Source organism: Burkholderia sp. Ap-955, from assembly GCF_011753045.1.
In the GTDB taxonomy this organism is placed as follows: domain Bacteria; phylum Pseudomonadota; class Gammaproteobacteria; order Burkholderiales; family Burkholderiaceae; genus Burkholderia; species Burkholderia lata_D.
In genome coordinates, this window is record NZ_VWWH01000093.1 from 1 (window position 1) to 20,019 (window position 20,019).

Here is a 20,019-nt window from a genome sequence, read left to right on the forward strand (position 1 = left end):
CGGCCGAAGCCGCGATGCCCGCCCCGGCAGCCGATGCGAAGGCCGCCGAGCCGGCGCCGGTCGCCGCGGAAGCACCCGCCCCGGAAGCCGCGCAGCCTGCCGTAGCCGCGGCGCCTGCCGACCTGCCGACTGCCGACGCGAAGGTGCCGGAACAAGCGGCTGCGCAGCCCGCCGACATGCCGGCGTTGTCCGATCCGGCGCAAGCATTGCCGCCGGCTTCGGTCGACCAGCAGGCCGCCCCGGCTGCACCGGTCGTGCCGGCTCCGGCGGCCATCTCGACGAGCACGTCGTCGTAAGCACGCGGGTCGATTTCCCGTGTGACCGGAACACCGGCCGCACGGGAGACGTTCGAACCCGATGCCCGACGGTCGTTTCCTGTTTGACGGGTGTTGGTCCGATCCCCGAGGCCAACACCTCTTTTTGCCTGACGAGGATGCAAGGAGGCCTCAATCATGAGGATCTTTTTGGTCGCTCTATTGTTGTACAGCGCACAAGCCGCGGCGCAGTCGGTATTTCAGAACCCGGCGGTCTTCGTGATCCTGGGCGAGCAGACCGCCGCGAACGCCGTGAGCGTCCAGCAGGCGCTGTCGACGCTCGGTCGCGCCGACAACACGGCATGCGCGCCGATGATGATGATCGGCGATCCGCAGATGATCTACATGATGCCGGAGGAAGGTCACGCCCCGTCGTGGCAATCGCCGGTGTACGGCCGTGGCGCGCCGTTCGACGCGCAGAAGGGGCCGACATCGACCGGCAAGACGGTCGGCGCGATGCAGCATGCCGAGGACATGCAGACGCAGCCATGGAGCGACGGCAGCGCGATCACGCAGAAGATCGCCGGCGAGTCGAACGTGACGGCGGCGGATCGGGTGAGCGGGTGGCAGCGCAACGGGCTCGGCTCGATCGAGACGGCCCCTGCGACGGAGGTGACGGTGAACGGGAAGACCTACCGCGCCTATCGTGACGACCTCAACCGCTCCGCGAAGCCGGTCGTCGAGCCGCAAATCTACACGCAGCGTGTCGTGTTCTGCCGATAACGAAACGTCAATTCGAGGACGGCCCGGCGCCGCGCCGCGGGACCATGATGTCCCGCTCCGCGCGATCCGGCAACGGCCGTTTCGACAAGCCATCCAAGCGATGAGGCCATCGTGAACTATTGCTGCCAGATCAGGGAGTCGGGCCCTCAGGATTTCGAACGCGATGCGGGTACGGCGCCGTTCGTTGCCGTCCGGCGCAACCATGTCGTACCGCCGCGGCCACTCGTCTACCTGTCGCGGCAGCACGATCCCGCGCTCGTCGACTGCCTCGCGTCACGCGGCTGGGACGTGTGGCGCGCGAAAACCGTTGCGGACGCACTGAATCTCGTCAGGGTGAACCGTCCGCATGCGGGCATCGTCGATTTCGGCAGCTTCGCGTCGCCCGACGTCACGTCGTTCGAGACGCTGCTGCGCGATCCGCGCGTCGGCTGGGTCGCGCTCGCCGACCCTGAGCGGCTGCGGGATCTCACCATCGCGCGCCTGATTCGCCGCTGCTGCTTCGACTACGTGCGCAATGCGAACGCCTATACGACGATCGGCTATCTGGTCGGCCATGCATACGGGATGCTGAAGCTCGCGGACAGCAGCCCGGACGCCGATGCGGCGCCCCCCGGCGGCACGATGATCGGTTCGTGCGACGCAATGCGCCGGCTGTTCGCGACGATCCGCAAGGTCGCGAACACGGACGCCACCGTCTTCATCGCCGGCGAATCCGGCACCGGCAAGGAACTGACGGCGGCGGCGATCCACCAGCAGTCGTTGCGCGCCGACGCGCCCTTCGTCGCCGTGAACTGCGCGGCCATTCCGCCGACGCTGCTGCAGGCCGAACTGTTCGGCCACGAGCGCGGCGCGTTCACCGGCGCGCACCAGCGCAAGATCGGCCGGATCGAGGCCGCTCACGGCGGCACGCTGTTCCTCGACGAAATCGGCGACATGCCGTTCGAGAGCCAGGCAAGCCTGCTGCGTTTCCTTCAGGAAGGCACGATCGAGCGGCTCGGCGGGCACGCGTCGATTCCGGTGGACGTGCGGATCGTGTCGGCGACCCACGTCGATCTCGAGGCCGCGATGCAGGCGGGGCGGTTCCGTGCCGACCTGTACTACCGCCTGTGCGTGCTGCGCATCGACGAGCCGCCGCTGCGCGTGCGCGGCCGCGACATCATGCTGCTCGCCGATTACGTGCTGCGGCGCTATCGCGGCGACAGTTCGCACCGGATTCGCGGCTTCATGCCGTGCGCGATCGAAGCGATCCACAACTACGCATGGCCCGGCAACGTGCGCGAGCTGATCAACCGGATCCGGTTCGCGGTCGTGATGACGAACGGCCCGATGATCTCGGCGTCGGATCTCGAACTGCACCCGTACACGTCGCGGCGGCCGCCGACGCTCGCGCAAGCGCGCCGGCAGGCCGAGCGGCACGCGATCGAGGAAACGCTGATGCGCCACCGCCACCAGCATGCGGACGTGGCGGCCGAGCTGGGCATCTCGCGCGCGACGCTGTATCGGCTGATGACCGCGCACGGGCTGCACAGCTGACGCGCTGCGGCAAACCGCCGCTCAAGACCGCGCGATGTCGGCCGTTAAGACAGGAAACGGCCCGTCCGGACCGCCGCTGCAGCCATGCTGCGCGCGGCCGGCATGCGGCGCATCACGCTTATCCGAGGTTACCGTGGCAGAGTGCAGTCACTGCGGCAGGACGTTCCTGGTCGGCGGGCGGTCGATCGACGGCCGCCGCTATTGCCGTGCGGCGTGCGCGCAAGCGCATCCGATCGTCGTCGAGGCGGAACGGGTGCCCGACGCGAAAGTCTGGGAGTACGTGCACGACTGGCGTTACGGGCCGTGCCCGATCTGCGGTCGCGACGACCAGCCGGTGGATGTCCATGCGTCGCACCGCGTCGTGTCGCTGCTGTTCGTCACGCGCTGGGCGACGCGACACCATGTGTGCTGCCGGCGTTGCGGCCGCAGGAAGCAGGCGGTCGCGCTGCTGGCTTCGGCCGCGTTCGGCTGGTGGGGGTTGCCGTGGGGCCTCGTGCTGACGCCGATCCAGCTCGTGCGCAACGCGCTCGGGCTGATCGCGCGCGACCCGGCGGTCGCGACGCGGCAGTTCGAACAGCTCGTGCGGCGCAAGCTGGCGGCGCGCCGGCTGCGGCGCGCACGGCAGGGCGCCGGCGCCTGAGCGCACGGCCCGGCGCGCCGCGCGTGATCAGGCGGCCGGCCGCTCGAAGCCCGATGCGACCCAGCGCTCGGCGCTGGCCTTGTTGAGCTTGAACCCGGCCGACACCTTCGCTTCGGCCAGCAGTTCGCCATACGGATCGAATGCCTTGAGCTGCGCGTACGGCTCGAACTCGTCCGGCACGATATCGAGCGTCACCGACACATCCTGGTCGTCCTCGCCCTGAACCGACACTTCCTTGTGCAGCATCGCGCGCCGCTGCTGCTCGTGCCGCATCAGCACCTCGGTCGCGGTCTTCACGAGCGTGCGGAACGCGTTCGCGTCCATCGGCTTCGGGTTCTTCTTGTCGCGGCCCATGGTCCACGGCCCGACGAGCGCGGGCTCGGACTCGCCGTCCTTGATCATCTCGACGGCCCAGCCGTCGTCGTCTTCGTTCTTGATGATGCGGGCCGTCCAGCCGTTGTCGCGCCAGAGGCCGTCTTCGTGGATGGAGGTGTCGTCGGGTTGCAGGTCGGATTCGGTCATGGGGAAAGCGGGGGTACGGGCAGCCGGCAAACGGGCGGCGGCGCGCGGCCGGCATCGGCGCGTCGCTCGCCGCCGGTGGCCCGGCGCGGGATGCAAAGGCGTCGATTTTACCTGCTGGCCGGTCGCTTGGCCCGCATCGGCCGCCACGCTGGCCATTTGGCCGGTGTCCGCGGAGGTTGGCTCCGATGTGTCGGGCGTTCGAACCGGCGCAAATTTCAAACTCGTATTACGTCCCCGACGGTTGATCCCGATGCCGTCCGATATCCCGCCTGAGCACGCCTGCCTAGAATCGATGATCAGGCTAAAAATAGCCTGAACGTTCTTTCAACGCCGAACCGGCCGTGCGCGTTCCGTGTCGCGCGGCCGATGAACCACCTGGAACTGCGCATGAGGAAATTCAATGTTCGCGTCGTTTTCGCGTACGACTGGCCGTTGACGCTGGCCGGCATCGAGCAGGTCGCGGGCAGCGGCTGTGCGATCGAGATCGTCGCGGTGTACCGGAGCGTGGCCGAACTGGTCGCGTCGCTCGGCGGTGTCGACTGCGATGTCGTGCTGGTCGACTATGCGATCCGCGCAGACGAGCAGATGGACGGCCTTGCGCTGTTCAACTGGCTGCGGCGCACGCGTCCGAACGTCGGGATCGTCGCACTGGTCGCGAACGAGAATCCGCTGATCTTCGGGTCGATGCTCGCGATCGGCGGCGTGAGCGTCGTCAGCAAGTTCGACGAGGTCGGCCATATCGTCACGGCCATTCATTCGAGCTACAGCGGCGGGCGCTACCTGTCGCCGCTCGTCAGGCGCGCGGTCGATGCAGCCGACGAGCGCGGCGAAGCGCCCGTGAAGCTGTCGGCGCGCGAGATCGAGGTCATTCGCCTGTACCTGTCGGGGGTGCCGATCAAGACGATCGCGCAGCGTCTGAGCAAGGGCAAGCAGACGGTCAGCGCGCAGAAGATCAGCGCGATGAAGAAGCTCGGCGTGAGCAACGACGTCGAGCTGATCCAGCGGGCGGCGGGGTTGGGGCTCGGCACCGGTCTGACCGAGTCGCGGCCCGGCCGCGCCGCGTGAGCGCACGTGCGCCGGGCGGCCGCCGTCAGGCCGGCAACGCAAACCGCGTCACCGCATCCCGCAGCGCCTCGGCCTGATCGCGCAGCGAATGCGCGGCGGCCGCGGCTTCTTCGACGAGCGCCGCGTTCTGCTGCGTCACCTGGTCCATCTCGCCCACCGCGCGATTGACCTGCTCGATCCCGGCGCTCTGTTCGCGCGACGCATGGCTGATCTCGTCGAGGATCTCGTTCACGCGCCGTACCGACTGCACGATCTCGGCCATCGTCTCGCCTGCGTGCGTGACGAGCGCCGCGCCTTGCTCGACGGTCTCGTTCGACGACACGATCAGCGACTTGATCTCCTTCGCGGCCGTCGCCGAGCGTTGCGCGAGCGAGCGCACCTCGGCCGCGACCACCGCGAAGCCGCGGCCCTGTTCGCCGGCACGCGCCGCTTCGACGGCCGCATTCAGCGCGAGGATATTGGTCTGGAACGCGATCCCGTCGATCACGCCGATGATGTCGCCGATCTTGTGCGAGCGGTCGGTGATCTCGTTCATCGTGCGCACGACGTCGTCGACCACCGCGCTGCCACGCGTCGCGACCTGCGCGGCCTGGTCGGCGAGCGACGCGGCCTGCGCGGCGCTGTCGGCATTCTGCTTCACGTTCGCGGTCATCTGGTCCATGCTCGACGCGGTCTGGACGAGCGCGGCCGCCTGTTCCTCGGTGCGCTGCGACAGGTCGGTGTTGCCGGACGCGATCTCGCTCGCGCCGACGTTGATGTTCTCGGTGCCCATCCGCACGCGCGACACCATGTCGATCAACCCGGCCTGCATCGTGTGCAGCGCATGCAGAAGGCTGCCGCGATCGTCCTGCTTCACGGTGACGCGCGCGGTCAGGTCGCCCTGCGCGATGCGCTGCGCGGCGTCGAGCGCAACTTCCAGTTCGCCGCCGAGGTTCGCACGCACGCTTTTCAGCACCAGCACCATCACGGCGGTCGCGATCCCGCCGAGCACGGCCGTCATCGCGAGCCAGCGGCCGACGCTTTCGAGCACCGCCGAGCGGACGTCGTTCATGTACATGCCGGTCACGAGATACCAGTCCCACGGCGCGAAGCGCTGCACCGCGCTGGTTTTGTCCTGCGGCTTGTCGGCGCCCGGCTTCGGCCACAGATACTCGACGAAGCCCTTGCCGCCTTCCAGGTTGCCGGCTTTCACGATCTCGACGAACAGGTGCTTGCCGTTCGGATCGGTGAAATTCGACACGTCCTTGCCGTTGAGCTCGGACTTGATCGGATGCATCACGATCACCGGCTTCGAGTCATTGATCGAGATGTAGCCGTCGGCGCCGGAGCGCATCGCGGCGATCGCCTCGATCGCCTTCTGCTTCGCTTCGGCTTCCGGCAGCGCGTTCTGCTGCGACAGCTTGTAGAAATGGTCGGTCACGCTCGCGGCCTGCGCGACCAGCGACGCGAGCTGTTCGCGGCGGTCCGTGATCATCGAGGCGCGCGTCTGCCATGCGCCGAGCCCGGCGATCACGAGCAGGCCGAGCCAGAGGATGACGATCATCGAGGCGAGTTTCTGATTCAGTGAAAGGTTGCGCATGGTGTGTGGTCGGTCAGTCGTGGAAGCTCCCCGGAACGGCGTGACGGGGTAAGTGTCTTGACGGCGCCCGGCGACCGTTACCATAGACGGGTTATCCCTATGAACCGGTACCGTGGACGCATGCCTCTCATGCCGACACGGGTATCTATGCATATGCATAACGGGTGTCGCTATACTCAGGGGCGATGGCGTGCGCGCCGCGAGCCCGGCTCGGCGGCGCGGCGGCGAATGAAACCGAAAGGAGGCAACGATGCGAATTCTGGTGGTAGGGGCCGGCGCGGTCGGCGGGTATTTCGGCGGCCGGCTGGCCGCGGCGGGGCGCGACGTGACGTTCCTGGTGCGCGACGGCCGCGCGGCCGCGCTGGCGCGCGACGGGCTGCTGATCCGCAGCCCGCGCGGCGACCTGACGCTCGCGAACGTGCAGACCGTGCGCGCGGGCGATGCGGGTGCCGGCGTCGCGCCGTTCGACCTCGTGCTGCTGAGCTGCAAGGCGTACAGCCTCGACGATGCGATTCAGTCGTTCGCGCCGTTCGTCGGCCCGCAGACGCTGATCCTGCCGATGCTCAACGGGATGCGTCATCTCGACGTGCTGCGCGACCGGTTCGGCGCGGCGCCGGTGCTCGGCGGGCTGTGCGTGATCGCGGCGACGCTCGATCGCGAGCAGCGCATCGTGCACCTCAACGACACGCACGGGGTCACCTTCGGCGAACTCGCGGGCGGCGAATCGCCGCGCGTGCGCGCGGTGGCCGACGTACTCGGCGGCGCGGGGTTCGATGCGACGCTCAGCGACAACGTGGCCGCGCGGATGTGGGAAAAATGGGTGTTCCTCGCGACGCTTGCCGCAAGCACGTCGCTGTTCCGCGGCTCGGTGGGCGACATTCTTGCCGCGCCGGACGGCCGTCGCCTGCTGGAGACGATGCTCGGCGAATGCAGCGCGATTGCCGAGCACAACGGCCACCGGCCCGATCCGGCCGCCATCGAGCGGATGCAACGGATGGTGCTGACGCCGTCGCCGCTGACCGCGTCGATGCTGCGCGACATCGAGAACCATGCGCGCGTCGAAGCCGATCACGTGATCGGCGACCTGCTCGCGCGCCGCGACCCGCAGGCGGCCGATACGCTGTCGCTGCTGCGGATCGCGTACAACCACCTGAAGGCATACGAAGTGCGGACGGCGCGCGAGCACGCGGCCGCGTAAGCACCGGAGCGGGCGGCCCGCACGGCCGTTCCGCGCTGCACAAATTTGTCGTCCGGCACCCTGTGCGGCCGGAATGCGCAAAAAAGTATCGGAAATCAGGCGTAAAGTTGGTGGAGCCGCGCGCTCGATCGACCTACATTGCTTCCCATGCGACCGGTCGCGTCGCCGTGTGAAAGACGCGGCGCATGCGCGCCACGAACCGGCCAGCGAGACATGGGAATGGAGACGCCAACAATGATGCACCCCGATCTGGAAGTGGTCGACGTGCGACGCGACGAGTCGTTCAAGGTCTGGTCGCACGGCTATCCGTACCGCACGATCCGCTGGCACTTCCATCCCGAATTCGAACTGCACCTGATCGTCGCGACGCGCGGCAAGTATTTCGTCGGCGACCACATCGGCTCGTTCGGCCCCGGCCATCTCGTGCTGCTCGGCCCGAACCTGCCGCACAACTGGGTCAGTGACATGGCCGAAGGTGAAACCGTCGAGCGCCGCAATCTCGTGATCCAGTTCGACCCGGCGTTCGTGCGCCGTTGCATGGACGCGTTTCCCGAATGCCGCGACGCGCAGGCGCTGCTCGACGATGCGCGTCGCGGGGTCGGCTTCGACGCGGCGACCAGCGCCGCGATCGCGCCGCTGTTCGACGAACTGCTGGCCGCGCGCGGCATGCGCCGCATCGCGCTGTTCATGACGATCCTCGAGCGGCTTTGCGGGGCGGCCGAACGCACGCTGCTCGCGAGCCCCGCGTACGACCAGGCCGACGTCACGCCCACGCGGCTCAGCCATGCGCTGTCGTACATCGGCAAGAACCTCGCGTCCGAGCTGCGTGAAGCCGATCTCGCGCAACTGACCGGGCAGAGCGTCAGCGCGTTCTCGCGCGCGTTCCACCGCCAGACGGGCATGCCGTTCGTCCAGTACGTGAATCGTCTGCGGATCGAGGCCGCGTGCCAGATGCTGCTCGCCGACGACGCGAACATCACCGATATCTGCTTCCAGGCCGGCTTCAACAACGTGTCGAACTTCAACCGCCAGTTCCGCGCGGTGAAGGGGATGGCGCCGTCCGAATTCCGCGCGCTGCAGCGCCTGAACGCGCGCAGCCGCGAGCTCGCGCTGCATGCGGCGCCCACCGGCAATCCGCTGCCGCCGCGTGTCGTCACGGCCGGCTTCCCCGAGCGCGCACCGCAGCCCGGATGATCGCGGGGCCGCGGGCCGCCTGAACGTTCCACACCGTTTCACCCAGCGCAATCGCGTCGCCCACGTCGCGAGGGGCGCATTCACCCACGAAAAAGCTGCACACAATTCCGGAGACACCGTCATGACGCACGCATCGCCCGCTTCATCCCCCCGTCGCGCCGCCCGCCTGGCGGCCGTTGCCGCGCTCGCCGTCGCGGCCTGGCTGCCCGCCGCCGCTGCGCAGGCCGCACCGCTGCGCATCGGCATGACGTTCCAGGAGCTGAACAACCCGTATTTCGTGACGATGCAGAAGGCATTGAACGACGCGGCCGCGTCGATCGGCGCGCAGGTCGTCGTCACCGACGCGCATCACGACGTCAGCAAGCAGGTGAGCGATGTCGAGGACATGCTGCAGAAGAAGATCGACATCCTGCTCGTGAACCCGACCGATTCGACCGGCATCCAGTCGGCGATCACGCAGGCGAAGAAGGCCGGCGCGGTGGTGGTGGCCGTCGACGCGAACGCGAACGGCCCGGTCGATTCGTTCGTCGGCTCGAAGAACTACGACGCGGGCGTGATGTCGTGCGATTACCTCGCGAAGGCGATCGGCGGCAGCGGCGAAGTCGCCATTCTCGACGGCATTCCGGTCGTGCCGATTCTCGAACGCGTGCGCGGCTGTAAGGCCGGGCTCGCGAAATACCCGAACGTGAAGCTGGTCGACACGCAGAACGGCAAGCAGGAGCGCGCGACCGCGCTGTCGGTCACGGAAAACATGATCTCCGCGCATCCGAACCTGAAGGGCATCTTCAGCGTGAACGATGGCGGCGCGATGGGCTCGCTCGCCGCGATCGAGAGCTCGGGCAAGGACATCAAGCTGACGAGCGTCGACGGCGCGCCCGAGGCGATCGCGGCGATCCAGAAGCCGAATTCGAAGTTCATCGAGACGACCGCGCAGTTTCCGGCCGACCAGGTGCGCATCGCGCTCGGCATCGCGATCGCGCGGAAGTGGGGCGCGACGGTGCCGAAGGCGATCCCGGTCGACGTGAAGGTGGTCGATCGCGGCAACGCGAAGGGCTTCAGCTGGTGAACGACGTGCGATGCGACGCGAAGGGCGGCGGCACGGCCGGCGCCCTTCGCACGGAGAAGCCGATGGACACGATACTCAGGCTCAGCCACATCACGAAAAGCTTTCCGGGCGTGAAGGCGCTGTCCGACATTGATCTGGAGATTGCGCGCGGCGAGATTCACGCGCTGCTCGGCGAGAACGGCGCGGGCAAGTCGACGCTGATGAAGATCCTGTGCGGCATTCATCAGCCGGATACCGGCACGATCGAGATCGACGGCACCGCACGCCGTTTCGCGGACTATCACGACGCGGTCGCGGCGGGCGTCGGCATCGTGTTCCAGGAATTCAGCCTGATTCCGCACCTCGATGCCGTCGACAACCTGTTCCTCGGCCGCGAGCTGCGCAATCGCTGGGGCGCGCGCGACCGCAAGCGGATGCGTCACGCGGCGGCCGCGATCTTCGCGCGGCTCGGCGTGGCGATCGATCTCGATGCGCCGATCCGTGCGCTGTCGGTCGCGCAGCAACAGTTCGTCGAGATCGGCAAGGCGCTGTCGCTCGATGCGCGCATCCTGATCCTCGACGAACCGACCGCCACGCTCACGCCGGCCGAAGCCGAGCACCTGTTCGCGATCATGCGCGAACTGAAGCGGCAGGGCGTCGCGATGATCTTCATCTCGCATCACCTCGACGAGATTTTCGCGGTGTGCGACCGCATCACGGTGCTGCGCGACGGCCAGTACGTGGCGACGACCGACGTCGCGCGCACGGACGTCGAACAACTCGTGCGGATGATGGTCGGCCGCCGGATCGAAAGCAGCTTTCCGCCGAAGCCGGCGCGCGCGGCCGACGCGCCGCGGGTGCTGGAGGTCAACGAACTGCAGATCGAACGCGGCGGCCCGGTGAACCGCTTCACGCTGCATGCCGGCGAGATCCTCGGCTTCGCCGGGCTGGTGGGCTCGGGCCGCACGGAAACCGCGCTCGCGGTGATCGGCGCGACGCGTGCGCATCGCAAGGACGTGCGCGTGCGCGGCACGGCGGCGAAGCTCGCCGATCCGGCCGACGCGCTGCGCGCGGGCATCGGCATCCTGCCGGAAAGCCGCAAGACGGAAGGGCTCGTCACGTCGTTCTCGATCCGCGACAACATCTCGCTGAACAACCTCGGCAAGTACCGGTCGATGCGCTGGCTGATCGATCGCCGCGGTGAAGCACGTACCACGCACGACGTGATGCGGCGCGTCGGCGTGAAGGCGCCGTCGATCCACACCGAGGTCGCGACGCTGTCCGGCGGCAACCAGCAGAAGGTCGTGATCGCGCGCTGGCTGAACCATCACACGTCGGTGCTGATCTTCGACGAGCCGACGCGCGGCATCGACGTCGGCGCGAAAGCCGAAATCTACGGGCTGATGCGCGAACTCACCGCGCGCGGCTACGCCATCATCATGATCTCGTCCGAGTTGCCGGAAATCGTCGGCATGTGCGATCGCGTCGCCGTGTTCCGGCAGGGCCGCATCGAGGCGACGCTCGAAGGCGACGAGATCGATCCCGACACGGTCATGACCTATGCCACGGCCGGCACGCGAGGAGCGACCCATGAACCTGCCTGATTCTTCTTCCACGCCTTCCACGCCGCTCGCGGCTACCGCCGGCAATGGCGACGCACCGCCGCCACGCGCGATGTGGGCTCAGCTGCGGCGCTCGACGCTGTTCTATCCGCTCGTCGGCCTGATCGTCGTGTGCATCGCGATGATGATCGCGAGCCCGAGCTTCCTGTCCGCCGCGAACCTCGAGAACGTGCTGCGCCAGGTATCGATCAACGCGATCATCGCGGTCGGCATGACCTGCGTGATCCTGACCGGCGGGATCGACCTGTCGGTCGGTTCGGTGATGGCGCTGTCGGGCACGCTCGCGGCCGGGCTGATGGTCGCGGGCGTGAACGCGGTTGCGGCGCTCGCGATCGGCATCGCGGTCGGACTCGGGTTCGGCTTCCTGAACGGCGTGTTCGTCGCGTTCGCGGGGATGCCGCCGATCATCGTCACGCTCGCGACGATGGGTATCGCGCGCGGCCTGGCATTGATCTACACGGGCGGCTACCCGATCGACGGCTTGCCCGACTGGGTTGCGTTCTTCGGCAGCGGCAAGGTGTTCGGCATCCAGGCGCCCGTGCTGATCATGCTGGTGGTCTATGCCGTCGCGTGGCTGCTGCTCGACCGGATGCCGTTCGGCCGCTACGTGTATGCGATCGGCGGCAACGAACAGGCGACGCGGCTCACCGGCGTGCGTGTCGCGCGCGTGAAGCTGATCGTCTACACGCTGGCCGGGCTCACGTCGGCGCTCGCCGCGATCGTGCTGACCGGGCGCCTGATGAGCGGCCAGCCGAACGCGGGCGTGGGCTTCGAGCTCGACGCGATCGCGGCTGTCGTGATGGGCGGCACGTCGATCTCCGGCGGGCGCGGCGCGATCGTCGGCACGCTGGTCGGCGCGCTGCTGCTCGGCGTGCTCAACAACGGGCTGAACATGATCGGCGTGAACCCGTATGTGCAGAACGTGATCAAGGGCGGAATCATCCTGCTCGCGATCTATATCAGCCGCGAACGGTCGCGGTAACGCTTGATTAATCCGGTATCCGAATCATTCAGGAAAGAGACAACTCATGACGACACCCGAAGCCCAGCCGCGCATGACCGCGGTCGTCTGCCACGGCCCCGAGGACTACCGCGTCGAACAGGTCGCGAAGCCGCGCCCCGGCGCGAACGAGCTCGTGATCCGCATCGCCGCATGCGGGATCTGCGCGAGCGACTGCAAGTGCTACACCGGCGCGAAGATGTTCTGGGGCGGCCCGAGCCCGTGGGTGAAGGCGCCCGTGATTCCCGGCCACGAATTCTTCGGCCATGTCGAAGCGCTCGGCGACGGCGCGGCCGAGCATTTCGGCGTGGCGGTGGGCGACCGCGTGATCGCCGAGCAGATCGTACCGTGCGGCAAGTGCCGCTATTGCAAGTCGGGCCAGTACTGGATGTGCGAAGTGCACAACATCTTCGGCTTCCAGCGCGAGGTGGCCGACGGCGGGATGGCCGAATACATGCGCATTCCGCCGACCGCGATCGTCCACAAGATTCCTCTCGGCGTGTCGCTGGAGGATGCCGCGATCATCGAGCCGCTGTCGTGTGCGATCCATACGGTGAACCGCGGCGATGTCCAGCTCGACGATGTGGTCGTGATCGCGGGCGCGGGCCCGCTCGGGCTGATGATGACGCAGGTCGCGCACCTGAAGACGCCGAAGAAGCTCGTCGTGATCGACCTGATCGACGAACGGCTCGAACTCGCGCGCGAGTATGGTGCGGACGTGACGATCAACCCGACGCGCGACGATGCACGCGAAATCGTCCGGTCGCTCACCGATGGCTATGGCTGCGACGTCTACATCGAGACGACCGGTGCGCCGGTCGGCGTGAGCCAGGGGCTTGACCTGATCCGCAAGCTCGGCCGCTTCGTCGAATTCAGCGTGTTCGGCGAGGATGCGACCGTCGACTGGTCGATCATCGGCGACCGCAAGGAACTCGACGTACGCGGCGCACACCTGGGGCCATACTGTTACCCGATCGCGATCGACCTGCTTGCGCGCGGGCTTGTCACGTCGAAAGGCATCGTCACGCACGATTTCGCGCTCGAGGACTGGGACGACGCGATTCGCGTCGCGAAATCGCCCGAATCGATCAAGGTGCTGCTGAAGCCGGCCCGCTGACGGCCGGCGTGCGCGTCAACGGAGACATCATGGAATACGTCATAGGCGTCGATATCGGCACGCAGAGCACCAAGGCGCTGCTCGTCGACCGGCACGGCACGATCGTCGCGCGGCGCTCGGCCGGCTACCAGCCCGATACGCCGCGCCCACTTTGGGCCGAGCAATGGCCGCAGGTGTGGTTCGATGCGGTGCTCGCGTGCATCGCGGGCTGCGTGAGCGATGCGCGCGCGCAGGGCGTGCCGGCCGATGCGATCCGCGCGGTGTGCGTGGGCAGCCTGTACGGCGGCTCAGGCATTCCGGTCGACATCGACATGCGGCCGGTCCATCCGTGCCTGATCTGGATGGACCGGCGTGCGACCGCGGAAGTCGACTGGGTCAACGCGAACGTGAACGTCGAGCGGCTGCGCGTGATCACGGGCAATGGCGTCGACAGCTACTACGGCTTCACGAAGATGCTGTGGCTGCGCGACCAGCGGCCGGACGTGTGGGCGAACGTGCGCTATTTCCTGCCGCCGAACGCGTACGTGATCTACCTGCTGACCGGCGAGGTCGCGGTCGATCACAGTTCGGCCGGCAATATCGGCGGCGTGTACGACGTCGCGCGCCGCGAGTGGTCCGACGATGCGCTCGACATGCTCGGCATTCCGGCGACGATGATGCCCGAGCGGCTCGTCGAATCGACCGACGTCGTCGGCGGGCTGCTGTCGCAATGGACGGAGCAGCTCGGGCTGCCGGCCGGCACGCCCGTCGTCGCGGGCGGCGTCGATGCGGCCGTCGCGACCTTCGCGGCCGGCGCGACGCGCGCGGGGCAGCATGTCGCGATGATCGGCACCAGCATGTGCTGGGGTTACGTGAGCCGGCACGTCGATGCGCGTCACGGGCTCGTCAGCATGCCGCACGTGTTCAACGGGCAGCGCGACCTGTACGTGTTCGGCGGCGCGATCACGGCCGGCGCGTCGGTCGCCTGGTTTCGCGACCAGTTCTGTCACGCGGAAATCGATGCGGCACGCCTGCTGCCGCACGGCGATCCGCACGTGTTGCTCGAGGAGGCGGCCGAAAGCGTGCCGCCCGGCGCGGACGGCGTGCTGTTCCTGCCGTACCTGATGGGCGAGCGCAGCCCGGTGTGGGACGCGAAGGCAAGTGGCGCGTTCGTCGGGCTGAGTCTCGCGCATACGCGCGCGCACCTGTATCGCGCGGTGCTCGAAGGTGTCGCGTTCGCGTTGCGGCACAACATCGAGGCCGGGCGTCGCGGCGCGGTGGCGCTCGACGACCGGCTGATCGTCGTGGGCGGGGCCGCGCATTCGGCGCTGTGGATGCAGATCATCGCGGACGTGACGGGCTTCCCGGTGTGGACGATCGAGCAGGACGTTGAAGCCGCGATGGGGGCCGCCTTGCTCGCGGGCGTCGGGGCAGGGCTCGTGTCGCACGACGATGCGCAAGGCGGATGGGTCACGCTCGTCGAGCGCGCGCGGCCCGATGCCGACCGCGCGAAAGCGTATGCGGCGCGCTTTGCGCTTTACACGGCGCTGTATCCGGCGCTCAAACCGATCATGCACGGGTTGCACACGCCATCATGAAGACACGATTCGATTTCGGCGGTTCGCGGGTGCTCGTCACGGGGGCGTCGAGCGGGATCGGGCGCGCGTGCGCGGTCGCGCTGGCGCAGGCGGGCGCGCAGGTCGTCGCGGCCGGGCGCGACGTGGCCGCGCTCGATGCGCTGGCCGGCGAGACCGCATGCGAGACGATGCGACTCGATGTCGGTGGGGACGAGCATGCGATCGACGCGGCGCTCGCCGCGCACGATGCGTTCGACGGCCTCGTGAATTGCGCGGGGATTGCGTCGCTCGAAGCGGCGCTCGAGGTGAGCGCCGCGCATTTCGATCGCGTGATGGCCGTCAATGCGCGCGGCGCGGCGCTCGTCGCACGGGCCGTCGCACGGAAGATGATCGCGCGCGACGCGCATGGCGCCGCGCACGAGCGGGGCAGCATCGTCAACGTATCGAGCCAGGCCGCGCTCGTCGGGTTGCCCGCGCATCTGAGTTACTGCGCGTCGAAGGCGGCGATGGACGCGATCACGCGCGTGCTGTGCATCGAACTCGGGCCGCACGGCATTCGTGTGAACAGTGTGAACCCGACCGTCACGCTCACGCCTATGGCGCAGTTCGCGTGGAGCGAACCGGAAAAGCGTGCGCCGATGCTGGCCGCGATTCCGCTCGGGCGATTCGCGGAGCCGGACGAGGTCGTCGAACCGATCCTGTTCCTGCTCAGCGACGCGGCGTCGATGGTCAGCGGTGTGTCGCTGCCGATCGACGGCGGGTATACGGCGCGCTAGGCAGCGTCATGCGGCGATGGCGCATGCAGGAACCCGCGTGGCGAATGGGTGGCACGGTCGCCGCGCGGCTAGACCGGATCCTTGCTCGGCGGGCCGTCGGGTTGCTGCGGATTGTCGTGATGGTGGCCCGGCGACGGTGGCGATAACGGATCGTCTTCCGGGTCGCGGTTCGGGTCGGCCGGTGGCTCGGGCGTCGGGGTCGTGTGATCGGTCATGGAGAACTCGCTCAGTGCGTGACGGCAGTGGTGCGGCAGGAGCGCCTCGTCTCCGTTATAGCCAATCGGGCGTGCGTTTGCAGCGGGATTGTGGCGGCGGGCGGTGTGTCGTCGGCGCAACCCGGGCATGGGCGGTGTTCGTGCAGGTACCTGCGGCGCGCGGCGCGGGCCAGGCGTTGCATCGCGAGCACGCTGCGCGCGATCTCGGTCAGCGCAAATCCGCCGGTGTATCGACGTCGCGCACGATGCCGGGATCGTCCACGTCGAGCAGCCTGACCGGCGCGCTGGCGAACAGCGCGCGGGCGCCCGTGTCGCCGTCGAGCGCGGCCAGCGCATCGTAATGGTGCGCGGCGAACCCGACCGGATGGCCGCGCACGCCGCGATGCGCGGGCGCGACGATCGACGCGTCATCGGCGTCGAGCGCGCGCGTGACGGTTTCGTAGGTAGACGCCGCGATCCACGGCATGTCGCCGAGCGCGACGAGCCAGCCGTTCGCGTCGGGCGTCGCACGCACGCCGGCCGCGAGGCTCGCGCCCATGCCGCGCACGGAGTCGGGCGCATAGACGACGTGGCAGCCGGCTTCGTTCAGCAGCATCGCGAGTTTTTCGGCACCGGGACGCACGACGGCGATCACGTCGGCCGTGGCCGCCGCGAGATGGCGGGCGGCCGCGACCGCAACCGGCGTGCCGTCGGGAAGCAGCGCGAGCAGCTTGCTGTGCTGGCCGCTCGGGTCGAAGCGTTGACCGAGGCCGCCCGCGAGGAGGACGCCGGTGGCGAGTGACGCATAGGACATCGGCGCGGGGGAGAGTGATGCAGGTGCTGCGATTGTGCGGGAGCGGGCAGGGATCGACAAGTGAGGATGTTACCGAGGCGGGCCCGTTTCGTCGGAAAGAATGTCAGCACGCGGCTTCGTCGAGCATGTTTTCCTCGACGGGGCCGTAGATCGCGTGCGATTGATCATGCATCACGGCCCAATAGCGGTCGCCGAACGACCAATGCCACCATTCCGACGGGTAATTGGTGAAGCCGGCGCTCGTCAGTGCGGCAATCAGCACCTGACGGTTGCGGGCGGCTGCGCGGCTGATGAACGGGTTGTGCGTGTAGCACGCGCCGGATGATTCGTGGTCGGTGGCGTTCATGATGCAGCCCATGTCGAGCTCGGTGCCATCCGCCGAGATCAGCGTCAGGTCGACGGCAGCGCCCGTTGGGTGCGCGGCGACTTCCGGCGGTGCGACGTAGTGGCTCGTCAGCGCGATCAGCGCGTCTTCGTCCGGCAGCGGATTCAGCGTGCGACGCAGATGCGCGAGGTGTGCGGAGAAGTAGTCGCGCTGCAGGGCCAGCGGGCGATAGCCTTCCTTGACGTACAGGCGCAGGCCGGCGGGCAGTGCGTACGCAGCGGCGATCAGCCGCTCGGCCACACCACGGCGCACTTTCAGGAAATGCGGGCTTCTGCTTTCGATGTCGCGGCGGCCGAGATCGACGGCAATGCGTTCATGGAAACCCGCGAGATCGACAAACGCTTCGGGCGACTCCAGTAGGGCGATCGACCGGACAACGGGATCGGAGAGCGAAATCACGATAGTGGACGAAGTGGCGCAATGACGGTTGCGGGCCACGAGCCGGCGGTAAGACTGGCCCAGGTCGTTTTTTGTCGGACGAATCGCCAATATGCCAGAGCCCGGCGGAGGATGTGTCGCGGGTTGACCCGCGGGCGGGCGACGCTTACCAGAGCGTCTTGACGTGCGCGTAAGCGCGGATTTTTTCGTCGCGCGTGACAAGCGGCGCGCCGAGCCGCCGTGCGGTTGCGACGATCATGCGGTCGGCCGGATCCTTGTGGAACGTGCCGGGCAGGTCGGTGGATTTCGCGGCGATGTCGGCATCGACGGGCACGAAGCGCATGCCGTCGATCTGCGCGACGGTGGCCAGCCACGCGTCGACATCCATCGTTAGCGCGAGGCGGTCGTTGCGCACCAGCATGGCAATCTCCCACGCGGAGATCGCTGATGCGGCGAGCGCGCCTTCACTCCGAGCGCGATCGATCGCGCTTCTCGCCTTCTTGCTGAGTGACGGATCGCCCGCCACCCACCACACCAACGCATGTGTATCCAGCACGATCACCGCGACGCCTCCCAATCATCTTCCGCAATCGGATCGAGAGGATTGTCGTAGCGCATGACCGAGCCGCGCAATATGTCCAACGGCTGAGCCTCGCGTGCGTGATACGGCCGGATTTCGAGTGTCGGCTTGCCGTGATCGGTGACGATCAGGCTTTCGCCCGACGCCTCGACGAGCCGGAAGTATTCGAGTGCGCGGGCCTTGAACTCGGATTTCGAAACTGGAGCGTGCGGCATCATGATATGAGCATAGTCATTTGACGATGGTCATTTTAGTCATGGATTCCGGCGTGACGCAAGCGCAGGGGGCACGGCCTGGCGGTGCTGCCGGTTCCTGCTACGCATCCGCCCACTTCCTCAACAGGTTGTGATAGATCCCCGTCAATGAAATGACCATCGGATCCTTCGCGCCTTTCTCGGCGGACAGCGCCTGAATCTGCGTATCGAGCTGGAACAGCAGCGTGCGGTCGCCGTCGTCGCGCACCATGCTCTGGATCCAGAAGAACGACGCGACGCGCTCTCCGCGCGTCACGGGCGTCACGTGATGGAGGCTCGACGCCGGATACAGCACGAGGTCGCCCGCCGGCAGCTTCGCGCGATGGGTGCCGTACGTATCCTCGACACACAGCTCGCCGCCATCGTACGCATCGGGTTCTTCGAGAAACAGCGTCGCCGACAGATCGCTGCGCACGCGGAAATCCGTGCCGCGCAGCAGCCGGATCGCGTTGTCGACGTGCGTGCCGAACGTCTCGCCGCCTTCGTAGCGATTGAACAGCGGCGGAAACACCTTGAGCGGCAGCGCCGCCGAGAAGAACAGCGGATGGCGTGCGAGCGCGTCCTGGATCGCGTCGCCCACCGCGCGTGCGGCCGGCGCGCCTTCCGGCAATTGCCGGTTGCGTTTCGCGAGCGCCGACTGCGTGCCGGATGTCGCATTGCCGTCGACCCATTCGGCCGCATCGAGCCGTTCGCGACATTGCGCGACCTGCGCCTTCGTCAATACGCCGGGGATGTGAAGCATCATGATGTGGATTCCATGCAGTGCGGCTGTGGCTGCGGTTGCGGCTGTGGTGGCGTTTGCAATTCCAGCGCCGCCGCACGAAACGCGTCGATCGGCGACGACGCGAGATACGCGTGCATCTTCGCGACGAACGCGGGGGTCGCGGTGGCCGGCACGCGCGCGAGCCACGCGAGCGCTTCGTCGATGCGCCCGCGCTCGGCGAGCAGCCGCGCAAGGTTGAACTGGCCGCGGAAGTCGCCGGCCACGGCGGCGCGACGATAGTGGTCGAACGCGGCGTCGCGGTCGACCGGTACGACCCAGCCGTCCTCGTAGAAACCGCCGATCAGGTTGATCGATTTCGCATGGCCGAGTGCGGCCGCGCGCTGGAACCAGTCGAGCGCATCGGCGCGATTCTCGTCGACGCCGTTGCCGAGCGCGAGCGCCGTCGCGTAGTTGTACATGCCCCAGTCGAGCCCCGCCTGCGCGGCGAGCCGGTACCAGTACACGGCGACCGGCGCGCATGCCGCCGTGCCCCAGCCGAACTCGTAGCAGCGGCCGAGCATGTTCATCGCCATCGGGTGGCCGGCGCGCGCCGCGTGCCGGAACCAGTTGAACGCGGCCGCCGGATCGCGCGCGACGCCATGTCCGTCGAGCAGGTATTGCCCGTAGACGGCTTGCGCATCGACGATGCCGTTATCGGCCGCCGCCGCGACCCACGCGGCGGCGCGCTCGGGCGGCCCGGCCAGGATGTCGGCGAACTCGCGCGGCGAAACCGACGCGAGCGCCTTCAGCGACACGGCCTCCATCGA

21 protein-coding genes and 1 pseudogene are annotated in these 20,019 nt (G+C 67.9%); 13 read left to right on the forward strand and 9 right to left on the reverse strand.

Features of this window, described 5'->3' with window-relative positions:
• The 4 genes and pseudogenes from F3J15_RS31150 to F3J15_RS31165 all read left to right on the forward strand — a co-directional run.
• A pseudogene (locus F3J15_RS31150) lies at positions 1-296 on the forward strand (chemotaxis protein CheA); the annotation flags it as partial.
• A 156-nt stretch (positions 297-452) separates the two neighbouring features.
• Complete coding sequence (locus F3J15_RS31155; protein ID WP_166896023.1) at positions 453-1,037, forward strand: hypothetical protein; 585 nt, start codon at positions 453-455, stop codon at positions 1,035-1,037.
• A 111-nt stretch (positions 1,038-1,148) separates the two neighbouring features.
• Positions 1,149-2,570: a sigma-54 dependent transcriptional regulator gene (locus F3J15_RS31160; RefSeq protein ID WP_166896025.1), complete on the forward strand. Its 1,422-nt coding sequence runs from the start codon at positions 1,149-1,151 to the stop codon at positions 2,568-2,570.
• 133 nt (positions 2,571-2,703) lie between these two features.
• Entirely contained in the window at positions 2,704-3,210 is a 507-nt protein-coding gene (locus tag F3J15_RS31165) for a hypothetical protein (RefSeq protein WP_166896027.1), read from the forward strand.
• A gap of 27 nt (positions 3,211-3,237) precedes the next feature.
• Here F3J15_RS31165 and F3J15_RS31170 read toward each other — a convergent pair whose 3' ends face one another.
• Positions 3,238-3,732, reverse strand: coding sequence for a hypothetical protein (locus tag F3J15_RS31170; RefSeq protein WP_166896029.1), 495 nt, complete (start codon positions 3,730-3,732; stop codon positions 3,238-3,240).
• Between the two features lie 387 nt (positions 3,733-4,119).
• Between F3J15_RS31170 and F3J15_RS31175 the strand changes: the two genes are divergently transcribed.
• Entirely contained in the window at positions 4,120-4,797 is a 678-nt protein-coding gene (locus F3J15_RS31175) for a response regulator transcription factor (protein ID WP_166896031.1), read from the forward strand.
• 25 nt (positions 4,798-4,822) lie between these two features.
• Here the strand turns inward: F3J15_RS31175 and F3J15_RS31180 are convergent, their stop codons facing one another.
• The gene (locus F3J15_RS31180) at positions 4,823-6,376 is read right to left on the reverse strand and encodes a methyl-accepting chemotaxis protein (RefSeq protein WP_089485370.1); all 1,554 of its coding nucleotides are present in this window, start codon (positions 6,374-6,376) and stop codon (positions 4,823-4,825) included.
• Between the two features lie 250 nt (positions 6,377-6,626).
• Here F3J15_RS31180 and panE point away from each other — a divergent pair, with 250 nt between their 5' ends.
• From panE to F3J15_RS31220, 8 genes are all read left to right on the forward strand, one after another.
• Positions 6,627-7,574 carry a 2-dehydropantoate 2-reductase gene (gene panE, locus F3J15_RS31185; RefSeq protein ID WP_166896033.1) on the forward strand — a complete coding sequence of 316 codons (948 nt, stop codon included), beginning with the start codon at positions 6,627-6,629 and terminating at the stop codon, positions 7,572-7,574.
• A 234-nt stretch (positions 7,575-7,808) separates the two neighbouring features.
• Positions 7,809-8,768, forward strand: a complete 960-nt coding sequence (locus F3J15_RS31190) for an AraC family transcriptional regulator (protein ID WP_089448098.1) — start codon at positions 7,809-7,811, stop codon at positions 8,766-8,768.
• A 121-nt stretch (positions 8,769-8,889) separates the two neighbouring features.
• Complete coding sequence (locus F3J15_RS31195; protein WP_069252104.1) at positions 8,890-9,834, forward strand: substrate-binding domain-containing protein; 945 nt, start codon at positions 8,890-8,892, stop codon at positions 9,832-9,834.
• A 62-nt stretch (positions 9,835-9,896) separates the two neighbouring features.
• Positions 9,897-11,417 (forward strand): sugar ABC transporter ATP-binding protein, encoded by a 1,521-nt coding sequence (locus F3J15_RS31200; protein ID WP_166896035.1) that lies wholly within the window; start codon positions 9,897-9,899, stop codon positions 11,415-11,417.
• The gene (locus F3J15_RS31205) at positions 11,404-12,417 is read left to right on the forward strand and encodes an ABC transporter permease (protein WP_166896037.1); all 1,014 of its coding nucleotides are present in this window, start codon (positions 11,404-11,406) and stop codon (positions 12,415-12,417) included. Before F3J15_RS31200 ends, F3J15_RS31205 begins: the two co-directional genes overlap by 14 nt.
• 46 nt (positions 12,418-12,463) lie before the next feature.
• Positions 12,464-13,552, forward strand: coding sequence for an alcohol dehydrogenase catalytic domain-containing protein (locus F3J15_RS31210; protein ID WP_166896039.1), 1,089 nt, complete (start codon positions 12,464-12,466; stop codon positions 13,550-13,552).
• Positions 13,553-13,581: 29 nt separating this feature from the next.
• Positions 13,582-15,129, forward strand: a complete 1,548-nt coding sequence (locus F3J15_RS31215) for an FGGY-family carbohydrate kinase (protein WP_166896041.1) — start codon at positions 13,582-13,584, stop codon at positions 15,127-15,129.
• Positions 15,126-15,884 carry an SDR family oxidoreductase gene (locus F3J15_RS31220; protein WP_166896043.1) on the forward strand — a complete coding sequence of 253 codons (759 nt, stop codon included), beginning with the start codon at positions 15,126-15,128 and terminating at the stop codon, positions 15,882-15,884. Before F3J15_RS31215 ends, F3J15_RS31220 begins: the two co-directional genes overlap by 4 nt.
• 68 nt (positions 15,885-15,952) lie before the next feature.
• Here the strand turns inward: F3J15_RS31220 and F3J15_RS31225 are convergent, their stop codons facing one another.
• The 7 genes from F3J15_RS31225 to F3J15_RS31255 all read right to left on the reverse strand — a co-directional run bounded on the left by F3J15_RS31225 (position 15,953) and on the right by F3J15_RS31255 (position 20,016).
• Entirely contained in the window at positions 15,953-16,099 is a 147-nt protein-coding gene (locus F3J15_RS31225) for a hypothetical protein (RefSeq protein ID WP_166896045.1), read from the reverse strand.
• Between the two features lie 208 nt (positions 16,100-16,307).
• Positions 16,308-16,892, reverse strand: coding sequence for a nucleotidyltransferase family protein (locus F3J15_RS31230; RefSeq protein WP_166896047.1), 585 nt, complete (start codon positions 16,890-16,892; stop codon positions 16,308-16,310).
• A gap of 103 nt (positions 16,893-16,995) precedes the next feature.
• Positions 16,996-17,877 (reverse strand): M15 family metallopeptidase, encoded by an 882-nt coding sequence (locus F3J15_RS31235; protein WP_240159237.1) that lies wholly within the window; start codon positions 17,875-17,877, stop codon positions 16,996-16,998.
• A complete protein-coding gene (locus tag F3J15_RS31240) occupies positions 17,822-18,217 on the reverse strand; it encodes a type II toxin-antitoxin system VapC family toxin (protein ID WP_166896049.1) in 396 nt (131 codons plus the stop codon). The genes F3J15_RS31235 and F3J15_RS31240 overlap by 56 nt, the downstream gene beginning before the upstream one ends.
• Positions 18,214-18,453: a type II toxin-antitoxin system Phd/YefM family antitoxin gene (locus F3J15_RS31245; protein ID WP_011659184.1), complete on the reverse strand. Its 240-nt coding sequence runs from the start codon at positions 18,451-18,453 to the stop codon at positions 18,214-18,216. Before F3J15_RS31245 ends, F3J15_RS31240 begins: the two co-directional genes overlap by 4 nt.
• 97 nt (positions 18,454-18,550) lie before the next feature.
• Positions 18,551-19,234: a Fe2+-dependent dioxygenase gene (locus F3J15_RS31250; protein ID WP_166896051.1), complete on the reverse strand. Its 684-nt coding sequence runs from the start codon at positions 19,232-19,234 to the stop codon at positions 18,551-18,553.
• On the reverse strand, positions 19,231-20,016 hold the full coding sequence (locus tag F3J15_RS31255) for a tetratricopeptide repeat protein (RefSeq protein ID WP_166896054.1): 786 nt from the start codon (positions 20,014-20,016) through the stop codon (positions 19,231-19,233). The genes F3J15_RS31250 and F3J15_RS31255 overlap by 4 nt, the downstream gene beginning before the upstream one ends.
• Between the last annotated feature and the right edge of the window lie 3 nt (positions 20,017-20,019).

What these genes read in the sequence shown, in the direction of transcription:
- F3J15_RS31220 (WP_166896043.1), top strand. Translation starts at nt 15,126, where the DNA reads ATGAAGACACGATTCGATTTCGGCGGTTCGCGGGTGCTCGTCACGGGG.
- F3J15_RS31225 (WP_166896045.1), bottom strand. Translation starts at nt 16,099, where the DNA reads ATGACCGATCACACGACCCCGACGCCCGAGCCACCGGCCGACCCGAAC.
- F3J15_RS31180 (WP_089485370.1), bottom strand. Translation starts at nt 6,376, where the DNA reads ATGCGCAACCTTTCACTGAATCAGAAACTCGCCTCGATGATCGTCATC.
- F3J15_RS31200 (WP_166896035.1), top strand. Translation starts at nt 9,897, where the DNA reads ATGGACACGATACTCAGGCTCAGCCACATCACGAAAAGCTTTCCGGGC.
- F3J15_RS31215 (WP_166896041.1), top strand. Translation starts at nt 13,582, where the DNA reads ATGGAATACGTCATAGGCGTCGATATCGGCACGCAGAGCACCAAGGCG.
- panE (WP_166896033.1), top strand. Translation starts at nt 6,627, where the DNA reads ATGCGAATTCTGGTGGTAGGGGCCGGCGCGGTCGGCGGGTATTTCGGC.
- F3J15_RS31170 (WP_166896029.1), bottom strand. Translation starts at nt 3,732, where the DNA reads ATGACCGAATCCGACCTGCAACCCGACGACACCTCCATCCACGAAGAC.
- F3J15_RS31190 (WP_089448098.1), top strand. Translation starts at nt 7,809, where the DNA reads ATGATGCACCCCGATCTGGAAGTGGTCGACGTGCGACGCGACGAGTCG.
- F3J15_RS31205 (WP_166896037.1), top strand. Translation starts at nt 11,404, where the DNA reads ATGAACCTGCCTGATTCTTCTTCCACGCCTTCCACGCCGCTCGCGGCT.
- F3J15_RS31155 (WP_166896023.1), top strand. Translation starts at nt 453, where the DNA reads ATGAGGATCTTTTTGGTCGCTCTATTGTTGTACAGCGCACAAGCCGCG.
- F3J15_RS31250 (WP_166896051.1), bottom strand. Translation starts at nt 19,234, where the DNA reads ATGATGCTTCACATCCCCGGCGTATTGACGAAGGCGCAGGTCGCGCAA.
- F3J15_RS31175 (WP_166896031.1), top strand. Translation starts at nt 4,120, where the DNA reads ATGAGGAAATTCAATGTTCGCGTCGTTTTCGCGTACGACTGGCCGTTG.
- F3J15_RS31255 (WP_166896054.1), bottom strand. Translation starts at nt 20,016, where the DNA reads ATGGAGGCCGTGTCGCTGAAGGCGCTCGCGTCGGTTTCGCCGCGCGAG.
- F3J15_RS31230 (WP_166896047.1), bottom strand. Translation starts at nt 16,892, where the DNA reads ATGTCCTATGCGTCACTCGCCACCGGCGTCCTCCTCGCGGGCGGCCTC.
- F3J15_RS31195 (WP_069252104.1), top strand. Translation starts at nt 8,890, where the DNA reads ATGACGCACGCATCGCCCGCTTCATCCCCCCGTCGCGCCGCCCGCCTG.
- F3J15_RS31245 (WP_011659184.1), bottom strand. Translation starts at nt 18,453, where the DNA reads ATGATGCCGCACGCTCCAGTTTCGAAATCCGAGTTCAAGGCCCGCGCA.
- F3J15_RS31210 (WP_166896039.1), top strand. Translation starts at nt 12,464, where the DNA reads ATGACGACACCCGAAGCCCAGCCGCGCATGACCGCGGTCGTCTGCCAC.